Here is a 20,507-nt window from a genome sequence, read left to right as displayed (position 1 = left end):
AATGGCAAAGGCAAAGTTTGAACGGAACAAACCGCACGTCAACATCGGCACGATCGGCCACGTTGACCACGGCAAGACGACGCTGACGGCTGCGATCACGAAATACTACGGCGAATTCAAGGCCTATGACCAGATCGACGGTGCGCCGGAAGAGCGTGCGCGCGGGATCACGATCTCGACGGCCCACGTGGAATACGAGACGGCTGCGCGCCACTATGCGCACGTCGACTGCCCCGGCCACGCCGACTATGTGAAGAACATGATCACGGGTGCGGCGCAGATGGATGGCGCGATCCTCGTGGTGGCCTCGTCGGACGGCCCGATGCCGCAGACGCGCGAGCACATCCTGCTCGGCCGTCAGGTGGGCATTCCCTACATGGTCGTCTACATGAACAAGGTCGACCTCGTGGATGACGAAGAGCTGCTGGAGCTCGTGGAAATGGAAGTCCGCGAACTGCTCTCGTCGTACGAATACCCCGGCGACGACATTCCGATCATCAAGGGCTCGGCGCACCAGGCGATGCTGGGGGAATCGAAAGAGATCGGCGAAGATTCGATCCATGCGCTGATGAAAGCGGTGGACGAATACATCCCGACCCCGGCGCGTGCCGTGGATCAGCCGTTCCTGATGCCGATCGAAGACGTGTTCTCGATCTCTGGCCGTGGCACCGTGGTGACGGGCCGTGTGGAACGCGGTGTGATCAACGTGGGCGACGAACTTGAAATCGTCGGCATCCGCCCGACCAAGAAAACGACCTGCACCGGCGTTGAAATGTTCCGCAAGCTGCTCGACCGCGGCGAGGCGGGCGACAACATCGGCGCGCTGCTGCGCGGTGTGGACCGGGACGGCGTGGAACGCGGTCAGGTTCTGGCGAAGCCGGGTTCGGTGACGCCGCACACGGTGTTCGAAGCCGAGGCCTACATTCTGACGAAGGAAGAAGGCGGCCGTCACACGCCGTTCTTTGCGAACTACCGTCCGCAGTTCTACTTCCGCACGACCGACGTGACCGGGACCGTGAAGCTGCCGGAAGGCACCGAGATGGTGATGCCGGGCGACAACCTGAAGTTCGAGGTCGAACTGATCGCCCCGATCGCGATGGAAGAAAAACTGCGCTTCGCTATCCGTGAAGGCGGCCGCACCGTCGGCGCAGGCGTCGTCTCCAAAATCCTGAAATAATCTTCTCCTCGCGGGAAGATCAAAGGGCCACCCGAGAGGGTGGCCCTTTTCGCGTTGCTTTCCGGCCTTTCCATCCGTTCCCGCTTGCGACACTCTTGCCCGGCCTCCTCTTGAGGTAAGACTGGAGCCTGCCCGATGACCGACCCCGCTGCCTTTCCCGATCCGCTCGCACCTTATCCGCTCACGCTCCCCGATGGCTCATCGCACGAAGAAACGCTGTTTCTGCGCGCCGCGCTCGACCATCCCAATATCGAGGCGGGCGACTACAGCTATTCGACTGATTTCGACACTGGCACCGATTTGGCGCATCGGCTCGCGCCCTATCTCTACCCCGGCGCGCCCGAACGGCTGGTGATCGGCCGGTTCTGTGCCTTTGCCCATGGGGTGCGCTTCATCACCGCTTCGGCCATGCATCCGATGCGCGGCCTCTCGACTTATCCGTTCCGGATCTTCGCCGGGCTCGACATCGGCGCCTATCGCGCCGAGGCGGGCAACCATGGCGATACCGTGGTCGGCCACGATGTCTGGATCGGCTATGAGGCGCGGGTGATGCCCGGGGTCACGATCGGCTCGGGGGCGATTGTCGCGAGCGGTGCGGTGCTGAGCCGCGACGTGCCGCCTTACGCGGTCGTGGCGGGCAATCCGGCGCGGGTGGTGCGGATGCGCCATGATCCCGAGACCGTGGCGCGGCTTCTGGCGCTCGCCTGGTGGGATTGGCCGATCGGAACGATTCTCGAGGCGCTGTCCGCGATCGAGGCGGGTGATCTGGCTGCGCTCGAGCGCTTCGCCCCCAGCCGCGACGATTGCGACGCAAATGGCTCTTGATTTCCCCCGCCGCCTGCCTTAGCACCCCGAACACGGCCTAGGGGTATAGCTCAGTTGGTAGAGCATCGGTCTCCAAAACCGAGGGTCGCGGGTTCGAGTCCCCCTGCCCCTGCCAGCCGTCTTCCGTCATCACTGTGCTTTCGGGACCATGCATGCAATGGTCTTGAAATCCCGTTCGCTTGCGCGTATCCCGGCGCGGTCGCAAGGAAGGAAGCAACATGGCGAACCCGATCCAGTTCATGCAGCAGGTCCGCTCGGAAGTGGGCAAGATCACCTGGCCCAACCGCCGTGAGGTGCTCCTGACCACGGTGATGGTCTTTGTGATGGCGGCCCTTACCGCCGTGTTTTTCTCGCTCGTCGACTGGGCGATCCGCTCGGGCGTGGGCGCAATTCTCGGCTAAGGCGCGGCTGGGGCCTTGAAAAGCGGCGATCAGCCCGCTAAAGGGGCACCAGACTTCGGAACCGGCGTGCATCGATTCGCAGGATGCGCGCCGTGTTGTTTTCCGAGAGTGCGGCAAAACCGTTAAAACACGGTCGTGCCGCGGCAATGGCAGATGTTCGGCGCGCGGCGCCGGGGGGAAGAGGCAGGCTGGGCATGGCGAAGCGTTGGTATTCGGTTTCCGTTCTCTCGAACTTCGAGAAGAAGGTCGCCGAACAGATCCGTCAGGCCGTGACCGAAAAAGGCCTCGAGGATGAGATCGAAGAGGTTCTCGTGCCCACCGAAGAGGTGATCGAGATCCGTCGCGGCAAGAAAGTGACCTCCGAGCGCCGGTTCATGCCGGGCTATGTGCTCGTGCGGATGGAGATGAGCGATCGCGGCTATCACGCGATTACCTCGATCAACCGCGTCACCGGCTTCCTTGGTCCGCAAGGCCGTCCGACGCCGATGCGGGATGCCGAGGTCAACCAGATTCTCAACCGTGAGGGACCGTCGGGCGAGGTTGCCGCGCCGCGCAACCTGATCCGCTTTGACGTGGGTGAGAATGTCTCGGTCACCGATGGCCCGTTCGAGGGCTTCTCGGGCATGGTCGAGGAAGTGGACGACGTCGCGGGCCGCCTGAAGGTCACGGTGTCGATCTTTGGCCGGCCGACGCCGGTCGAGCTGGAATTCACGCAGGTGTCGAAAACCGCCTGACGTGCGTCTGTGGGAGGGGAGGAGCAGCGCTCCGAGCCGGACCACTAAACTTCGCCCCATGGTGGGGCGGCAGTGAAAAGGAGAGGGCCACATGGCCAAGAAAGTCATCGGGCAGCTCAAGCTGCAAGTGAAGGCGGGGCAAGCCAACCCCTCCCCGCCGATCGGTCCGGCGCTGGGTCAGCGCGGGATCAACATCATGGAATTCTGCAAGGCGTTCAACGCGCGCACGCAAGAAATGGAACAGGGTTCGCCCGTTCCCTGCGTGATCACCTATTACGCCGACAAGAGCTTCACCTTTGAAACGAAGACCGCTCCGGCCTCGTTCATGCTGAAGAAAGCCGCCGGCCTGAAGCCCGTGGGCAAGCGCAACCGTCCGAAAGGCTCGACCAAGCCCGGCCGGGAAGTCGCTGGCACCGTGACCGCCGCGCAAGTGCGCGCGATCGCCGAAGCGAAGATGAAAGATCTGAACGCCAACGACATCGAAGGCGCGATGAACATCATCCTCGGCTCGGCGAAGTCGGTCGGTATCGAGGTGAAAGGGTAAGCCATGGCCAAGATCGGTAAACGTTCGGTCGCCGCGCGCGCCGCTTTCGAAGGCAAGGTCAACCTCTCGGTGGAAGAGGCTGTCAAGCTGATCAAATCCGCGGCCTCGGCGAAATTCGACGAGACGGTGGAAATCGCGATGAACCTGGGTGTTGACCCGCGTCACGCTGACCAGATGGTCCGCGGTGTGGTTCGCCTGCCCAACGGCACCGGCAAGACCGTGCGCGTTGCGGTGTTCGCCCGTGGTGCGAAGGCCGATGAGGCCAAAGCCGCCGGGGCCGATATCGTCGGCGCCGAGGATCTGATGGAAACCATTCAGTCGGGCAAGATCGAATTCGATCGCTGCATCGCGACGCCGGACATGATGCCGCTCGTCGGCCGTCTGGGCAAAATCCTCGGCCCGCGCAACCTGATGCCGAACCCGAAAGTCGGCACCGTGACGATGGACGTGAAAGCGGCTGTCGAAGCGGCGAAGGGCGGCGAAGTGCAGTTCAAGGTCGAAAAAGCGGGCGTCATTCACGGCGGTATCGGCAAGGTCTCCTTCACGGAGGACAAGCTGGCCGAGAACGTGCGTGCCTTCGTGGATGCCGTGACCCGCGCGAAACCCGCCGGGGCTAAGGGCACCTATGTGAAGAAAGTGTCGCTCTCCTCGACGATGGGTCCGGGCGTTTCGCTCGACCTCGCGACGACTGCGAACTGATTTCGCATTGCGAGAATAACGAAGGGCGCGCTTTTGCGCGCCCTTTTGCTTTGTGCCAGCCTTGTTCAGAGCGGGCGCCCCATCAGCTTTCGGCGCCATTTGCCCAAGAGAATGCGCAGGCGGCGGTGCAGCGGGGGCCTTGGGAGCAGATAGTAATCGCCCCGGGGCAGTTGTTCCTGATAGCCGCGCAGATAGCGCGCGATCTTTCGCCCGGCGCGGAACGCGGACCGTACCTCGAGCAGGCGTGGCCCCCATTCCTGACAATGGAACACGCGCCAGTCGGGCCGGTTGAGAAGCCGCAACCCCCAAAGGTCGTGGTGGGCGAGGTAATCCTCCGCCGCGCCTTCGACGAGGAAGCGGCCATGACGTCCCTCGGTCTGCGGGCCACCGGCTTGCAGCCGCGTCCAGGTTTCGGGGGGGGATGATCAGAAAGCAGTTGCTCAGCCGTTGTGTGAGCGCATAGGCGGGCTCCTGGAGGGGGCGGTCCGCACGGAAGGGCAGCGTGCTGCCGGTCATGAAGCAGGCCCCGAGCGCGGCCATCTGGGCGAAGCTTGCGTCTTGCCAGCTCACGCCGGGGGCGCGGTACGGGATCGTGTCGAGCCGCACCAGACAGCCGTAGCCTGCCTGCAGCGCCGCGAATTGCGCGGCAACGAGGCGTTGCTCATCCGCGATGATCTGCTGCGCGCTGACGTCGCCAAGGATTTCAAGGCGCAGCGCGTAACGCGCGGCGAGCGTTTCAAGGCGAGGGCGAATGCCGGGCGCTGTGCCCACATGCAAGATCATCCCGGCGAGGGAATGGTCAAAGAACGTGATCCAGTCTTCGAGAATGGTGCAATGGTGTTCCTGGAGCACAAAGGTCAGGAGCGTGAGGGGCTGACGCGGGGGGAGCGAGGTCACGAACGCGGCTTTCGGAAAGGCGAGGGGGCGCGGGGCGCGCGAGAATGAGCCTGAAAAACCTAGTATGGGGCAGACTCTGAGTAAAGCTGAAACGGGCGGGCGCAAGCCGTGCGGGCGGTGGCTCGGGCAGTCGTGAAGGCGCCAGGCGCAGTTGGGGCTTGGCAATGCCTTCCGCATTGCCTATAGCACGCCTCCGTGCCCCTCCTGCGATTCGCGGGTGGGGTGCTCGTCCGAGACGGTGGGTTGGAGCCCTGGTTCCGTTAAATCCTGCCCGAGACGGGAATGACCAGATTTCTCCTGATGGGGTGACCCATCCTGAGGCGATTTTGGGCGGACCCGTGCGGACCCGATGTCGGGACCGAGGTCCCGGCGAATTGAGCCGGAGGGGAAGACCCTCCCTACTTGGAGTGTAACCGTGGATAGAGCCCAAAAAGAGAAAGTGGTCGAGGAACTCGGCCAGATCTTCGAAAGCTCTGGCGTCGTGGTGGTGGCCCACTACGAAGGCATGACGGTTGCTCAGATGCAGGACCTGCGCGCGAAAATGCGTGAAGTGGGCGGGTCCGTGCGCGTTGCCAAGAACACGCTCACCAAGATCGCCCTTGAAGGCAAGCCCTGCGCCAGCATGGCCAATCTTCTGTCGGGTATGACCGTTCTCGCCTATTCCGAAGACCCGGTCGCTGCGGCCAAGGTCGCGGACGCCTATGCCAAGACGAACGACAAGTTCGCTATCCTTGGCGGGTCGATGGGCGGGGAGGCTCTGGATCCGGCCGGTGTCAAAGCCGTCGCCTCCATGCCGTCGCGTGAAGAGCTTATCGCTCAGATCGCGTCGTGCATCGGTGCGCCCGCTTCGAACATCGCCGGCGCCATTGGTGCGCCTGCTTCCAACATCGCGAGCATCCTCAAGACTCTTGAGGAGCGGGAAGCCGCCTGAAGCAACCTATCGCCTTCGTCGGAAAGCCCCGACGTCGGATCAACCCTATATCAGAATGGAACGGAAAAATGGCCGATCTGAAAGCCCTCGCCGAGCAAATCGTCAACCTGACGCTGCTTGAAGCCCAAGAACTGAAAACCATCCTCAAAGACGAATACGGCATCGAGCCGGCCGCCGGTGGCGCCGTCATGATGGCTGCTGCGCCGGGCGCCGCTGCCGAAGCCGCTGAGGAAAAAACCGAATTCGACGTCGTCCTGACCGACGCCGGCGCGAACAAGATCAACGTGATCAAAGAAGTCCGCGCGATCACCGGTCTGGGCCTCAAAGAAGCCAAAGACCTCGTCGAAGCCGGTGGCAAAGTGAAAGAAGCTGCGGCCAAAGCCGAAGCCGAAGAAATCAAGAAAAAGCTCGAAGCGGCTGGCGCCAAGGTCGAGCTCAAGTAATCGGGCAGGGTGCGTCAGCATCCGATCTGATCTTCAGGCTGGGTTCGGGGCTTTCCCGAGCCCAGCCGTACCTGTCTCGGCAAGGGCTTTACAGATAAGCCCTTTCCAAGGCAGGGTCGGTTCGGGAGCTCTCCGGTGGGACGGAGGGCAGGTATGGAACCTGACTCCCTATTCGCCTGCAACGTGTATCGGGCCCCGACGACACACGCTTGCCACAGACGAAAGGTCACGACGAGCATGGCTCAAGCTTACGTTGGTCAGAAACGCATCCGGCGCTATTACGGCAAAATCCGCGAAGTGCTGGAAATGCCGAACCTCATCGAGGTGCAGAAGGCCTCCTATGACCTGTTCCTGCGCTCGGGCGATGCCGACAAGCCGCTCGATGGCGAGGGCATTCAGGGTGTGTTCCAGTCGGTCTTTCCGATCAAGGACTTCAACGACAACGCGATCCTCGAATTCGTGAAATACGAGCTTGAGAAGCCGAAGTTTGACCTCGACGAATGCATGAGCCGCGATCTGACCTATTCGGCGCCGCTCAAGGTGACGCTGCGCCTGATCGTGTTCGATGTGGACGAGACCACCGGGGCGCGGTCGGTCAAGGACATCAAGGAACAGGATGTCTACATGGGCGACATGCCGCTCATGACGCCGAACGGCACGTTCATCGTCAACGGCACCGAGCGGGTCATCGTTTCCCAGATGCACCGCAGCCCGGGCGTGTTCTTCGACCATGACCGGGGCAAGACCCATTCCTCGGGCAAGCTCTTGTTCGCCTGCCGCATCATTCCCTATCGCGGCTCCTGGCTCGATTTTGAATTCGACGCCAAGGATCTTGTGTTCGCGCGCATCGACCGCCGCCGCAAACTGCCGGTGACGACGCTGCTTTACGCGCTCGGCCTCGATCAGGAAGGCATCATGGATGCCTATTACAACACGGTGAATTTCCGCGCCGAGGGCAAGCGCGGCTGGGTCACCAAGTTCTTCCCCGAGCGCGTGCGCGGCACCCGTCCGGCCTATGACCTGATCGATGCCGCCTCGGGCGAGGTGATCCTGAAATCGGGTGAAAAAGCCACGCCGCGGATGGTGAAGAAATGGCTCGACGAGGCGGCGGTGACGGAAGTCCTCGTGCCGTTCGATCACATTCTCGGCCGCTACTGCGCCAAGGATATCATCAACGAATCCACCGGTTACATCTACATCGAGGCGGGCGACGAGCTCACCGCGGAATATGACCGCGATGGCCAGCTTGTCGGCGGCTCGATCAAGACGCTGCTCGACAACGGTGTGACCGAGATCCCGGTGCTCGACATCGACAACATCAACGTTGGTCCCTACATCCGCAACACGATGGCGGCCGACAAGAACATGAACCGCGATCAGGCGCTGATGGACATCTATCGCGTCATGCGTCCGGGCGAGCCGCCGACCGTCGAAGCGGCCTCGACCATGTTCGACACGCTGTTCTTCGACAGCGAGCGCTATGACCTCTCGGCCGTCGGTCGGGTGAAGATGAACATGCGCCTCGACCTTGACGCGCCGGACACCCAGCGCACGCTGCGCCGCGCCGATATCATCGCCTGCATCAAGGGGCTCGTGGAGCTGCGCGACGGCAAGGGCGAGATCGACGACATTGACCACCTCGGCAACCGCCGGGTGCGCTCGGTCGGCGAACTGATGGAGAACCAGTATCGCGTGGGCCTTTTGCGCATGGAACGCGCGATCAAGGAACGCATGTCCTCGGTCGAGATCGACACGGTGATGCCGCAAGATCTGATCAACGCCAAACCGGCGGCGGCGGCGGTGCGCGAATTCTTCGGCTCCTCGCAGCTCTCGCAGTTCATGGACCAAACCAACCCGCTCTCGGAAGTGACGCACAAGCGTCGTCTTTCGGCGCTCGGGCCGGGCGGTTTGACCCGCGAACGCGCGGGCTTCGAGGTGCGCGACGTGCACCCGACCCACTATGGCCGGATGTGCCCGATCGAAACGCCGGAAGGTCAGAACATCGGTCTGATCAACTCGCTCGCCACTTTCGCGCGTGTGAACAAGTATGGCTTCATCGAAACCCCCTACCGCCGCGTGATCGAGGGGCAGGTGACCGATGAGGTCATCTACATGTCCGCGACCGAAGAGATGCGCCACACCATCGCGCAGGCGAACGCGACGCTCGACGAGAACGGCAAGTTCGTCAATGACCTCGTCTCGACCCGTCAGGCGGGCGAATTCATGCTCAACCCGGTTGAGGCCGTGGACCTGATCGACGTGTCGCCGAAACAGCTCGTTTCGGTTGCCGCGGCGCTCATCCCCTTCCTCGAAAACGACGACGCCAACCGCGCGCTGATGGGCTCGAACATGCAGCGCCAAGCCGTGCCGCTTCTGCGCAACGAGGCCCCCTTCGTCGGCACCGGCATGGAAGCCACGGTGGCGCGCGATTCGGGTGCCGCGATCATGGCGCGCCGCGGCGGGATCGTGGATCAGGTTGATGCGCAGCGGATCGTTATCCGCGCGAATGAAGACCTCGGCATGGGCGATGCGGGCGTGGACATCTACCGTCTGCGCAAGTTCAAGCGCTCGAACCAGTCCTCGACGATCAACCAGCGTCCGATCGTCAAGGTGGGGGATATCGTCTCCAAGGGCCAGGTGGTCGCAGATGGCCCCTCGACCGATCAGGGCGAACTGGCGCTTGGCCGCAACGTGGTCGTCGCCTTCATGCCCTGGAACGGCTACAACTACGAAGACTCCATCCTGATTTCGGAGCGCATCCACCAAGATGACGTGTTCACCTCGATCCATATCGAGGAATACGAAGTGGCGGCGCGCGACACCAAGCTCGGGCCGGAAGAGATCACCCGCGACATCCCGAACGTCGGTGAGGAAGCTTTGCGCAACCTCGACGAGGCGGGCATCGTCTATATCGGCGCCGAAGTGGGGCCGGGCGACATTCTCGTGGGCAAGATCACGCCGAAGGGCGAAAGCCCGATGACGCCGGAAGAAAAACTCCTGCGCGCCATCTTCGGTGAAAAGGCGTCCGACGTGCGCGACACCTCGCTGCGCCTGCCGCCGGGGGCTTACGGCACGATCGTCGAAGTGCGCGTCTTCAACCGCCACGGCGTTGATAAAGACGAGCGTGCGCTGCAGATCGAGCGTGAGGAAGTCGAACGGCTCGCCCGCGACCGCGACGACGAACTCGCCATCCTCGAGCGCAACATCTATGCGCGTCTGAAAACTCTGATCCTCGGCAAGGTCGCGGTGAAGGGGCCCAAAGGCATCAAGCCCGGCGCCGAGATCACCGAAGAGCTGCTCGGTACGCTGAGCCGTGGCCAATGGTGGCAGCTTGCCCTTGAAAACGAAGGCGATGCGAAGGAAGTGGAAGCGCTGAACGACCAGTTCGACGCGCAGAAACGCGCTCTTGAGCATCGCTTCGAGGACAAGGTCGAAAAGGTCCGTCAAGGCGACGATCTGCCTCCGGGCGTGATGAAGATGGTCAAGGTCTTCGTTGCCGTGAAGCGCAAGCTGCAGGCGGGCGACAAGATGGCCGGCCGTCACGGCAACAAGGGCGTTGTCTCGAAAGTCGTGCCGAAGGAAGACATGCCCTTCCTCGCCGATGGCACCCCGGTCGACCTCGTGCTGAACCCGCTCGGCGTGCCGTCGCGGATGAACGTCGGCCAGATCCTTGAAACCCACATGGGTTGGGCGGCGCGCGGCCTGGGCCTCCAGATCGACGAGGCGATCAAGGAGTACAAGCGCTCCGGCGATCTGACCCCGGTGCGCGACGCGATGCGCCACGGCTACGGCGACGAGACCTATGAGGACGTTTTCGCCGAGATGGAGGAAGAGCGCTTCGTCGAATGCGCCGAGGCGGTGCGCGGCGGTGTGCCGATTGCCACCCCGGTCTTCGACGGCGCCAAGGAAGCCGACATCAACAACGCGCTGCTCCGTGCGGGCTTCGACCAGTCCGGCCAGTCGGAAGTGTTCGACGGTCGCACCGGCGAGAAATTCGCCCGCCGCGTCACCGTTGGGGTGAAATACTTCCTCAAGCTGCACCACCTCGTCGACGACAAGATGCACGCCCGCTCGACCGGTCCGTACTCGCTCGTTACCCAGCAGCCGCTGGGCGGCAAGGCGCAGTTCGGTGGTCAGCGTCTGGGGGAGATGGAGGTCTGGGCACTCGAAGCCTACGGCGCCGCCTACACCCTGCAAGAGATGCTGACGGTGAAATCGGACGACGTGGCCGGGCGGACGAAAGTCTACGAGAGCATCGTCAAGGGCGAGGACAACTTCGAGGCCGGCGTGCCGGAATCGTTCAACGTTCTCGTCAAGGAAGTGCGCGGCCTCGGCCTCAACATGGAACTCCTGGATTCGGAGGAAGAGGAGTGAGGGCGCAAGCCCTCCTTCCCCCCTCTGATCTCATTCAAGGAAAGAACTGATGAACCAGGAACTGACCCAAAACCCGTTCAACCCGCTTGCTGCGCCGAAGGCCTTTGACGAGATCAAGATCTCGCTGGCCTCGCCCGAGCGGATCCTGTCGTGGTCCTACGGCGAGATCAAAAAGCCCGAGACCATCAACTACCGCACCTTCAAACCGGAGCGGGACGGCCTCTTCTGCGCGCGTATCTTTGGCCCGATCAAGGATTACGAGTGCCTGTGCGGCAAATACAAGCGGATGAAATATCGCGGCGTCGTCTGCGAGAAATGCGGCGTGGAAGTCACGCTGCAAAAGGTCCGTCGTGAGCGCATGGGCCATATCGAGCTGGCCTCGCCCGTCGCCCACATCTGGTTTTTGAAATCGCTGCCGAGCCGCATCGGCCTCATGCTCGACATGACGCTGCGCGATCTCGAACGCATCCTCTATTTCGAAAACTATGTCGTCATCGAACCGGGCCTGACCGAGCTTTCCTATGGCCAGCTGCTCACCGAGGATGAATATCTCGACGCGCAGGACCAGTATGGCGCCGATGCCTTCACTGCCAATATCGGCGCGGAAGCGATCCGCGAGATGCTCGCTGCGATCGATCTGGAAGCCACGGCCGAGCAACTGCGCGAAGAGCTGAAAGAAGCCACGGGCGAACTGAAGCCGAAGAAGATCATCAAGCGGCTGAAAATCGTCGAGAGCTTCATCGAGTCGAAAAACCGCCCGGAATGGATGATCCTGACCGTGCTGCCGGTCATTCCGCCAGAACTGCGCCCGCTGGTGCCGCTCGATGGTGGCCGGTTCGCGACCTCGGACCTCAACGACCTCTACCGCCGCGTGATCAACCGCAACAACCGTCTGAAACGGCTGATCGAACTGCGCGCGCCCGACATCATCGTGCGCAACGAAAAGCGGATGCTGCAGGAAGCGGTCGATGCGCTCTTTGACAACGGCCGTCGCGGCCGCGTCATCACCGGCACCAACAAGCGGCCGCTGAAATCGCTCTCCGACATGCTCAAGGGCAAGCAGGGCCGGTTCCGTCAGAACCTGCTCGGCAAACGGGTCGACTTCTCGGGCCGTTCGGTGATCGTGACCGGGCCGGAGCTCAAGCTGCATCAATGCGGCCTGCCGAAAAAGATGGCGCTCGAACTCTTCAAGCCTTTCATCTACTCGCGGCTTGAGGCCAAGGGCCTCAGCTCGACGGTGAAACAGGCCAAGAAACTGGTCGAGAAGGAACGTCCCGAGGTCTGGGACATCTTGGACGAGGTGATCCGCGAACATCCGGTGCTGCTCAACCGCGCGCCGACGCTGCACCGTCTGGGCATTCAGGCCTTCGAGCCGATCCTGATTGAGGGCAAGGCGATCCAGCTGCACCCGCTCGTCTGCTCGGCCTTCAACGCCGACTTCGACGGCGACCAGATGGCCGTTCACGTGCCGCTGTCGCTGGAAGCCCAGCTCGAAGCGCGCGTGCTGATGATGTCGACCAACAACGTGCTGAGCCCCGCGAACGGCTCGCCGATCATCGTGCCGTCGCAGGACATGGTGCTCGGGCTCTATTACACGACGATGGAGCGCAAGGGCATGCCGGGCGAAGGCATGGTGTTTGCCTCGGTCGAGGAAGTGGAGCACGCGCTCGATGCGGGCGCGGTGCATCTGCATGCCAAGATCAAAGCCCGGATCAAGCAGATCGACGAAGAGGGCAACGAGGTTTGGAAGCGCTATGAGACCACGCCGGGCCGGATGCGGCTGGGCGCGCTTTTGCCGCTGAACGCGAAAGCGCCGTTCGATCTCGTGAACCGCCCGCTGCGGAAGAAAGACGTGCAGAACGTCATCGACACCGTCTACCGCTACTGCGGTCAGAAAGAGTCGGTGATCTTCTGCGACCAGATCATGGGGCTCGGCTTCCGTCAGGCGTTCAAGGCGGGCATCTCGTTCGGCAAGGACGACATGCTGATCCCGGAACGCAAATGGGAAATCGTCGATGGCGTGCGCGAGCAGGTCAAGGAATTCGAACAGCAATACATGGACGGCCTGATCACCCAGGGTGAGAAATACAACAAGGTCGTCGATGCCTGGTCGAAATGCTCGGATGCCGTCGCGGCCGAGATGATGAAGGAGATTTCTGCGGTGCGCGTCGATGACGCGGGCATGGAGAAAGAGCCGAACTCGGTCTACATGATGTCCCACTCCGGGGCGCGGGGGTCGCCTGCGCAGATGAAACAGCTCGGCGGGATGCGCGGCCTGATGGCCAAGCCCTCGGGCGAGATCATCGAAACGCCGATCATCTCGAACTTTAAAGAAGGCCTGACCGTGCTCGAGTATTTCAACTCGACCCACGGCGCCCGCAAGGGTCTGGCCGATACCGCGCTGAAAACCGCGAACTCGGGCTACCTCACCCGCCGTCTCGTCGACGTGGCGCAGGACTGCATCGTGCGCTCGCACGATTGCGGCACCGAACGCGCGATCACCGCTTCGGCGGCGGTCAACGATGGCGAAGTGGTGGCGCCGCTTTCCGAGCGGGTGCTGGGCCGTGTCGCTGCCGATGACGTTCTGGTTCCCGGCACCGATGAGGTGCTGGTGCGCAAGAACGAGCTCATCGACGAACGCAAGGCCGACCTGATCGAGCAAAATGCGATCCAGTCGATCCGCATCCGCTCGGCGCTGACCTGCGAGGCCGAAGAGGGCGTTTGCGCGCTCTGCTACGGTCGCGACCTCGCGCGCGGCACCCTGGTGAACCAGGGCGAAGCGGTGGGCATCATCGCCGCGCAGTCGATTGGCGAGCCCGGCACGCAGCTGACGATGCGGACCTTCCACATCGGCGGTATCGCGCAGGGTGGCCAGCAATCCTTCCTCGAAGCGTCGAGCGAAGGCACGATCGAGTTCCGCAACGCCAACATTCTGGTGAACGACGCGGGCGAGCAGATCGTGATGGGCCGCAACATGCAGGTTGCGATCATGTCCGAGCAGGGCGAGGAACGGGCGAGCCACAAGCTCTCCTATGGCTCCAAGCTCTTCGTGAAGGACGCCCAGGCGGTCAAGCGCGGCACCAAGCTGTTCGAGTGGGACCCCTACACCCTGCCGATCATCGCCGAAAAAGCCGGTGTGGCGAAATTCGTCGACCTGATCTCGGGCATCTCGGTGCGCGAAGAGACCGACGAAGCCACCGGCATGACGCAGAAGATCGTGACCGACTGGCGGTCCGCGCCGAAGGGCAACGACCTCAAGCCGGAGATCATCATCGTCAACGCCGATGGCGAGCCGGTCCGCAACGATGCGGGCAACCCGGTGACCTATCCGATGTCGGTCGATGCGATTCTCTCGATCGAAGACGGCCAGGAGGTGAAGGCGGGTGACGTGGTCGCGCGGATCCCGCGCGAAGGCGCGAAGACCAAGGACATCACCGGCGGTCTGCCGCGGGTGGCGGAGCTTTTCGAGGCCCGGCGTCCGAAGGATCACGCGATCATCGCCGAGATCGATGGCTATGTGCGCTTTGGCAAGGACTACAAGAACAAGCGCCGCATCACCATCGAGCCCTCGCAGGAAGGTCACGAGCCGGTCGAATACATGGTGCCGAAAGGCAAGCACATCCCGGTGCAGGAAGGCGACTTCGTGCAGAAGGGCGACTACATCATGGACGGCAACCCGGCGCCGCATGACATTCTGCGCATCATGGGGATCGAGGCTCTGGCCGATTACCTGATCGACGAGGTGCAGGACGTCTACCGGCTGCAGGGCGTGAAGATCAACGACAAGCACATCGAGGTGATCGTGCGGCAGATGCTGCAGAAGATCGAGATCCTCGACAGTGGCGACACCACGCTTCTCAAGGGCGAGAACATCGACAAGTCGGAGTTCGACGAGGAGAATGCGAAGGTCGAAGCCCGCGGCGGCCGTGCCGCGACGGGCGAGCCGGTGCTTCTGGGCATCACCAAAGCCTCGCTGCAGACGCGGTCGTTCATCTCTGCGGCCTCGTTCCAGGAGACGACGCGCGTGCTCACCGAGGCCTCGGTGCAGGGCAAGCGCGACAAGCTTGTCGGCCTGAAGGAAAACGTCATCGTCGGTCGTCTGATCCCGGCGGGCACGGGTGGCGCCACCACCCGCGTGCGCAAGATCGCGGCCGAACGCGACAACAAGGTGATCGAGGCGCGCCGCGCCGAGGCCGCCGAGGCCGCAGCGCTCGCCGCGCCGATCGACACCTCCTACGACGAGGCGGATTTCGGTCCGGTGGAAACGCCTGAAAGCCGCGATTGATCCTCTGACGATTTGAAAAACGCCCCCGCGCAAGCAGCTTGCGCGGGGGTTTTCTTTGCCGGCTCTGTTTCGCTGCGCGGGGCGCGGCGACCCGGGCGGGGGGCTTTGCCCCCCCGCATCCCCGGGATATTCGAAGCAGGGCGAGAAAAAAACAGGCTGGGCCACCGCTATGTGCTGTGGAAACTTCATACTCCAAAAACTCGATCTCCGGGCGCTCTGCTGTGATAGACTGAGTAGCGGCGCTCTTCTGGTTCCAGAAAGCGGGCCCCCTCAGATTAAAATAGGAGATTTGAAATGTATTACTGGGCGGTGATTGGCAAAGATAAGACGCGTAAATCGACAACGATCTATTCACTGTCTGGCGCCAACCGGATTCAAACGGCATGGGAACTGATGGTGCATGGCGAGCGGAAGATCGCCTATGTAGATCACAGCTCCGCGCAAGAACGCACAGATAGAAACACGCCTGAGATGCTGATTGCAGCGCTTAGAGAGGCTAAGGAGGCTAACCCCAATTTGTCTCATGCGATGCTCGCCTTTCATCATCGGCGCAATGGTTGGCCGGATGCGGTGGCATATCTGGAGGCCCTCAAGGAGAATTATTGGGAGTGCATAGGCATAGTGATGACTTCTCCCAATGCTCAAACGAGCCAATGGATTGAGGAAAATCTCCCTGAGGTCTCTGTAACGGAGATGCAGGCGCTCCCGCGCGATCCGAGCAATCACATCGCCAACTCTGTGCGCGGAGCATGGGGACTCTGAGGCGCGCCTTCGCGCCCTCGGGCAGTTTTTCTGACGCATTTTTCAGCTGAGACGGAGTGCCCGGTTTTGTTTACAAGCCCGGGGGCGGGCTGTATCAGGTGCGAGCCCATCCGGCAAAGAGGCCTCACATGACCGACATCTCCATCGTCATCCCCGCCCGCAACGAGGCGGAGAATATTGCGACGCTTCTTGAAGGGATCGAGGCGGCGCTCGCCGGGCGCGATTTCGAGGTGATCGTGGTCGATGATGCTTCCGACGACGGGATGGCGGATATTCTGAAGGTCCGCATGGCCCGCGCGCCGCGGCTGCGCGTTTTGCGCAACGACCGCGCGGGGGGGCAGTCGGCGGCGGTGCATTCGGGCGTGCGCGCGGCGAAAGGCACGATCTGCGCCACGCTTGATGGCGACGGGCAGAACCCGCCCGAGGAATTGCCGAAGCTGATCGCGCCCCTGCTGATGCCCGGCGCCGATAAAATCGGCCTTGTCGCGGGCCAGCGCGTCGACCGGCAGGATACATGGTCGAAGAAATTCGCCTCGCGCTTTGCCAACGGGGTGCGCGCGGTGGTGCTGAAGGATGGCACCCGCGACACCGGCTGCGGACTCAAGGCTTTCCGTCGCGCGGCCTTCATGGATCTGCCCTATTTCGACCATATGCACCGCTACCTGCCCGCGCTGTTTGCGCGCGACGGCTGGGGGGTGGCGCATGTCGACGTTTCGCACCGGGCGCGGGGCGGCGGCCGGTCGCATTATTCCAACCTGCAACGCGGCCTTGTGGGAGCGGTTGATCTGCTGGGCGTGGCCTGGCTCATTCGCCGCCGCAAGAAATCCCGCCCGAACGAGGTGACGCGATGACCGAATGGCTGGAACGGCTGCTGCATGTCGAGAGTTCGGTTGAACTCTGGTGGGTGATCTTCGGCTTTGCCGCGCAAGCGATGTTCACTGCGCGGTTTCTGGTGCAATGGATCGCCTCCGAGCGCGCGCGCGATTCGGTGATGCCGGTGGCGTTTTGGTATTTCTCGCTCGCGGGCGGGGTGATGCTTCTGGCCTATGCGCTCTACCGGGCCGATCCGGTCTTCGTTCTGGGGCAGGCGCTCGGCGTGGTGATCTATTCGCGCAATCTCTGGCTGATCCGTGACAAGCGCCGCCGGGATGTCTGAGGCGGCAACACCGGCGCGGGGCTGGGTCCTGCCCGCCCTCCTCGTCGTGATCGCGGTGGTGGCGTTGCGGCTTGTGGTGCTCGCCTTCGACAGCACCGATCTCTTCGTCGACGAGGCGCAATACTGGCTCTGGGGGCAGCGGCTCGACTTCGGCTATTACTCCAAACCGCCGCTGATCGGTTGGCTCCTGCGCGCCGTCACTGATCTCGCCGGATCAAGCGATCCGTTCTGGGTTCGGATGCCCGGCGCGGTGCTGCACGGGCTCACTGCGATGATCCTTGGCGCGCTCGGTGCGCGGATTGCCGGGGCGCGGGCGGGGGTCTGGGCTGCGGTGCTTTATGTCACGCTGCCCTTCGTTGCGCTCGGCTCCTGGCTCATTTCCACCGATACGGTGATGGCGCCGTTCTTTGCGCTCGCGCTCCTCTTCTTCTGGCGCGCGGGCGAGAGCCGGAGCGCGCGTGAGGGGGCGATGGCCGGGCTCGCGCTCGGGCTCGCCTTCATGGCGAAATATGCTGCGCTCTATTTCTGGGGCGGGGCGGTGCTCGCCATGCTGCTTGTGCCCGCGCGGTGGATCGGCTGGCGGGCGCTTGGCGCCATGCTCGGGGTCTTTGCCCTCGTCGTCGCGCCGAATGTGGTCTGGAACCTCACCCACAAACTCACCACGCTCGAGCATACGCTCGACAATGTGGGCTGGGTGCGCGCGGGGGCAGGGGCGAATATTGCCTCGATGGCGGAGTTTTTCGGCGCGCAATTCGTGGTCTTCGGCCCCGTCACTTTTGTTGCGCTGCTTTGGGGCATCACCCGGCTGGGCGATCCGGTCAAGCGCGCGCTTGCGGCGCTCTCGATCCTGCCGCTTGTCGCCGTGACGGTGCAGGCCTTCCTCGGCAAGGCGCAGGCGAACTGGGCGGTAGCGGCCTATTTCGCGGGCACGGTGCTTGTGGTGCTGGTCTTGCCGCAGCGAGGCCGGATTGCGGCGCTTGCCCTCAACCTCCTGGCCTGCCTCGCCGTGCCGGTGCTGACGATCTTCGCGCCCGCGCTCGGCCCTGCGGAGAAGCCCTGGATGAAGCGCTACCTCGGTCGTGCCGACCTCAGCACCCGCGTTCTGGACCTTGCCCGCGCCGAGGGTGTGCCGGTCTATGCCGAGGATCGCGACATCCTCGCCGATCTTTTCTATACCGGGCGCGGCCTCGTCGGCCCGGGCGGCGTGACGGTCTATGCCCCACAGCCCGGCCCGCGCGCGCGCAATTACTACGAACAGAATTTCGCCCTGCCGCGCGATTACCGCGGCAAGGTTCTTGCCGTGCTCCCCGCGCCCCTCACCTGTGGCGGGGGCGATCTGCCGCCCGCGGGCAACCTGAACGGCTCCGGCACCTGGGCGGGCAAGGGCATCACCCCCTATATCGTCGATGCGGAGTGTCTTCATGCGGCCCCTTGATCATCTGCGCGCGGCCTACTGGCTTACCTTTGGCTGGCTCGCCGCAGCGATCCTGTTTCGTCATTTTCCGGGGACCGACCCGGCCGTGACGGGGCTGTTCTATCGCCCTGGCGCGGGCTTCCCGATCGCGCGGATCGAGGCGCTCAGTTTGCTGCGCGAAGGGCTGTGGAACGCGGCGCTGGGGGTCTTTGTGCTTTCTGCCATAGCCCTCGTCTGGACGTGGCGGGGGCGCGTGCTGGCGGGGCTTGGCGCAGACCGCTGGGGGATCATCTTCTGGCTGTTCCTGCTTGGCCCCGGCGTGATCGTGAACCTCTGGCTGAAAAACCTCTCAGGGCGCGCGCGGCCCGACCAGACCACGCTCTTTGGCGGAGAGGCGACTTTCTCGCTGCCTGGCGATTTCACCGATCAATGCGCGCGGAACTGCTCCTTCGTCTCGGGGGAGGTGGCGGCGGCAACAGCGCTCGCGCTCGCGCTTTTTTTGCTCAGCGCGCCCTGGGGAGAGCGCTGGAGCGTCGCGCGCAAGGCGCTGCGGCTGCTTGCGCTCGCGATCCCGGTTTTCGTGATGCTTCAGCGTGTAGGATCGGGGCGCCATTTCGCCTCCGATGCGGTCTTTGCCGTGCTGATCACGCTGACGCTCGCCTGGGCGCTCGAAATCTGGCGGCAGATCTTCGCGCGTGACGACTGAGGGTGGCGCGACGCAGGGTTTTGCCGCAGCAAGCCCGGCTTTGCGCGCGTAAAAGGTGGTTGCGGTTGACTCTTGTCTGCGCCCCTCCTATAGCCCGCCCATCCAGCGCCACGCCCCGAATCCGTTCGGGGGGCGGCTTGGGGCCCCATAGCCTCGATCCTCTGGATGACGGCCGTTCGACCTTCCCCGGAAGGGCGGGCGGATTTGGTGTTTCGTGATGGGCACGGAACGCCGTCGAGAAGCGGCGCATCCCGAGTGGATGCGAGTATTGACAAGCAGAACGGGGAACCGAATGCCGACGATCCAGCAGCTGATCCGCAAACCGCGGCAGCCCAAGGTGCAGCGCAGCAAATCGCAGCACCTCCAGGAATGCCCGCAAAAGCGGGGCGTGTGCACGCGCGTGTACACCACCACTCCGAAGAAACCGAACTCCGCTATGCGTAAGGTGGCCAAGGTCCGCCTGACGAATGGCTTCGAGGTCATCTCCTACATCCCGGGCGAAAAGCACAACCTGCAAGAGCACTCCGTTGTGCTCATCCGTGGCGGCCGGGTGAAAGACCTTCCGGGTGTCCGTTACCACATCCTGCGCGGTGTGCTCGACACCCAAGGCGTCAAAGACCGTCGTCAACGCCGTTCGAAATACGGCGCGAAGCGTCCGAAGTAAGGAGATCCTCAGATGTCTCGTCGTCACGCCGCTGAAAAGCGCGAAGTGCTGCCCGACGCCAAATATGGCGACCGGGTGCTGACCAAATTCATGAACAACCTGATGATCGACGGCAAAAAATCGGTTGCCGAACGCATCGTCTACAATGCGCTCGAGCGGATCGAAGTCCGCGCCAAGCGTGCGCCCGTGGAAGTGTTCCACGAAGCGCTCGACAACGTGAAGCCCGCCGTCGAAGTGCGCTCGCGTCGCGTTGGCGGTGCCACCTATCAGGTGCCGGTCGAAGTGCGTCCGACCCGCCGTGAGGCGCTGGCGATCCGCTGGCTCATCACCGCCGCGAAAAACCGCAACGAGAACACCATGGAAGAGCGCCTCGCGGGCGAGCTGCTCGACGCCATGAACTCGCGCGGCTCCGCGGTCAAGAAGCGCGAAGACACCCACAAGATGGCCGACGCGAACAAAGCGTTCAGCCATTACCGTTGGTAAGGGATCGAACTC

19 protein-coding genes and 1 tRNA gene are annotated in these 20,507 nt (G+C 63.1%); 19 read left to right on the top strand and 1 reads right to left on the bottom strand.

All coding sequences use genetic code 11. The features are described from left to right. Position 1 precedes the first annotated feature (1 nt). The 7 genes from tuf to rplA all read left to right on the top strand — a co-directional run bounded on the left by tuf (position 2) and on the right by rplA (position 4,380). Entirely contained in the window at positions 2-1,177 is a 1,176-nt protein-coding gene (gene tuf, locus CRO22_RS03400; protein WP_097068646.1) for an elongation factor Tu, read from the top strand. Positions 1,178-1,312: 135 nt separating this feature from the next. Then, positions 1,313-2,002 (top strand): CatB-related O-acetyltransferase, encoded by a 690-nt coding sequence (locus CRO22_RS03395; protein ID WP_097068665.1) that lies wholly within the window; start codon positions 1,313-1,315, stop codon positions 2,000-2,002. 39 nt (positions 2,003-2,041) lie between these two features. Then, positions 2,042-2,117, top strand: a tRNA-Trp gene (locus CRO22_RS03390). A gap of 103 nt (positions 2,118-2,220) precedes the next feature. Then, complete coding sequence (gene secE / locus CRO22_RS03385; protein ID WP_097068664.1) at positions 2,221-2,403, top strand: preprotein translocase subunit SecE; 183 nt, start codon at positions 2,221-2,223, stop codon at positions 2,401-2,403. Positions 2,404-2,597: 194 nt separating this feature from the next. Beyond that, on the top strand, positions 2,598-3,137 hold the full coding sequence (nusG, locus tag CRO22_RS03380) for a transcription termination/antitermination protein NusG (protein WP_097068663.1): 540 nt from the start codon (positions 2,598-2,600) through the stop codon (positions 3,135-3,137). Positions 3,138-3,228: 91 nt separating this feature from the next. Further along, positions 3,229-3,681 carry a 50S ribosomal protein L11 gene (rplK, locus tag CRO22_RS03375; protein WP_097068662.1) on the top strand — a complete coding sequence of 151 codons (453 nt, stop codon included), beginning with the start codon at positions 3,229-3,231 and terminating at the stop codon, positions 3,679-3,681. Positions 3,682-3,684: 3 nt separating this feature from the next. Then, positions 3,685-4,380 (top strand): 50S ribosomal protein L1, encoded by a 696-nt coding sequence (rplA, locus tag CRO22_RS03370; protein WP_097068661.1) that lies wholly within the window; start codon positions 3,685-3,687, stop codon positions 4,378-4,380. A gap of 65 nt (positions 4,381-4,445) precedes the next feature. On the opposite strand, the gene CRO22_RS19025 is transcribed toward rplA, so the two are convergent. Next, positions 4,446-4,682 (bottom strand): hypothetical protein, encoded by a 237-nt coding sequence (locus CRO22_RS19025; protein WP_097068660.1) that lies wholly within the window; start codon positions 4,680-4,682, stop codon positions 4,446-4,448. Positions 4,683-4,938: 256 nt separating this feature from the next. Between CRO22_RS19025 and CRO22_RS03360 the strand changes: the two genes are divergently transcribed. The 12 genes from CRO22_RS03360 to rpsG all read left to right on the top strand — a co-directional run bounded on the left by CRO22_RS03360 (position 4,939) and on the right by rpsG (position 20,495). Continuing rightward, positions 4,939-5,325, top strand: coding sequence for a hypothetical protein (locus CRO22_RS03360; RefSeq protein ID WP_141399407.1), 387 nt, complete (start codon positions 4,939-4,941; stop codon positions 5,323-5,325). A gap of 367 nt (positions 5,326-5,692) precedes the next feature. Next, on the top strand, positions 5,693-6,208 hold the full coding sequence (gene rplJ / locus CRO22_RS03355; RefSeq protein ID WP_097068658.1) for a 50S ribosomal protein L10: 516 nt from the start codon (positions 5,693-5,695) through the stop codon (positions 6,206-6,208). Positions 6,209-6,276: 68 nt separating this feature from the next. Then, positions 6,277-6,651, top strand: a complete 375-nt coding sequence (gene rplL / locus CRO22_RS03350) for a 50S ribosomal protein L7/L12 (RefSeq protein WP_097068657.1) — start codon at positions 6,277-6,279, stop codon at positions 6,649-6,651. Positions 6,652-6,888: 237 nt separating this feature from the next. Continuing rightward, positions 6,889-11,025: a DNA-directed RNA polymerase subunit beta gene (gene rpoB / locus CRO22_RS03345; RefSeq protein WP_097068656.1), complete on the top strand. Its 4,137-nt coding sequence runs from the start codon at positions 6,889-6,891 to the stop codon at positions 11,023-11,025. A 49-nt stretch (positions 11,026-11,074) separates the two neighbouring features. Beyond that, complete coding sequence (gene rpoC / locus CRO22_RS03340; RefSeq protein ID WP_097068655.1) at positions 11,075-15,310, top strand: DNA-directed RNA polymerase subunit beta'; 4,236 nt, start codon at positions 11,075-11,077, stop codon at positions 15,308-15,310. A 294-nt stretch (positions 15,311-15,604) separates the two neighbouring features. Further along, complete coding sequence (locus CRO22_RS03335) at positions 15,605-16,072, top strand: hypothetical protein (protein ID WP_097068654.1); 468 nt, start codon at positions 15,605-15,607, stop codon at positions 16,070-16,072. A 128-nt stretch (positions 16,073-16,200) separates the two neighbouring features. Then, on the top strand, positions 16,201-16,923 hold the full coding sequence (locus CRO22_RS03330; protein WP_097068653.1) for a glycosyltransferase family 2 protein: 723 nt from the start codon (positions 16,201-16,203) through the stop codon (positions 16,921-16,923). Beyond that, complete coding sequence (locus CRO22_RS03325; protein WP_097068652.1) at positions 16,920-17,228, top strand: lipid-A-disaccharide synthase N-terminal domain-containing protein; 309 nt, start codon at positions 16,920-16,922, stop codon at positions 17,226-17,228. The genes CRO22_RS03330 and CRO22_RS03325 overlap by 4 nt, the downstream gene beginning before the upstream one ends. After that, positions 17,221-18,663 carry an ArnT family glycosyltransferase gene (locus CRO22_RS03320; RefSeq protein WP_097068651.1) on the top strand — a complete coding sequence of 481 codons (1,443 nt, stop codon included), beginning with the start codon at positions 17,221-17,223 and terminating at the stop codon, positions 18,661-18,663. Before CRO22_RS03325 ends, CRO22_RS03320 begins: the two co-directional genes overlap by 8 nt. After that, positions 18,650-19,348 carry a phosphatase PAP2 family protein gene (locus tag CRO22_RS03315; RefSeq protein WP_176518525.1) on the top strand — a complete coding sequence of 233 codons (699 nt, stop codon included), beginning with the start codon at positions 18,650-18,652 and terminating at the stop codon, positions 19,346-19,348. Before CRO22_RS03320 ends, CRO22_RS03315 begins: the two co-directional genes overlap by 14 nt. A gap of 292 nt (positions 19,349-19,640) precedes the next feature. After that, positions 19,641-20,012, top strand: a complete 372-nt coding sequence (gene rpsL / locus CRO22_RS03310) for a 30S ribosomal protein S12 (protein ID WP_097068649.1) — start codon at positions 19,641-19,643, stop codon at positions 20,010-20,012. Positions 20,013-20,024: 12 nt separating this feature from the next. Further along, positions 20,025-20,495: a 30S ribosomal protein S7 gene (gene rpsG, locus CRO22_RS03305; protein WP_097068648.1), complete on the top strand. Its 471-nt coding sequence runs from the start codon at positions 20,025-20,027 to the stop codon at positions 20,493-20,495. Positions 20,496-20,507: the final 12 nt, after the last annotated feature.

Origin of the sequence: Rhodobacter maris (genome assembly GCF_900217815.1) — a bacterium.
In the GTDB taxonomy this organism is placed as follows: domain Bacteria; phylum Pseudomonadota; class Alphaproteobacteria; order Rhodobacterales; family Rhodobacteraceae; genus Rhodobacter; species Rhodobacter maris.
Note: the sequence above shows the minus strand (reverse complement) of the source record. Positions and strands in the feature narration are given on the sequence as shown.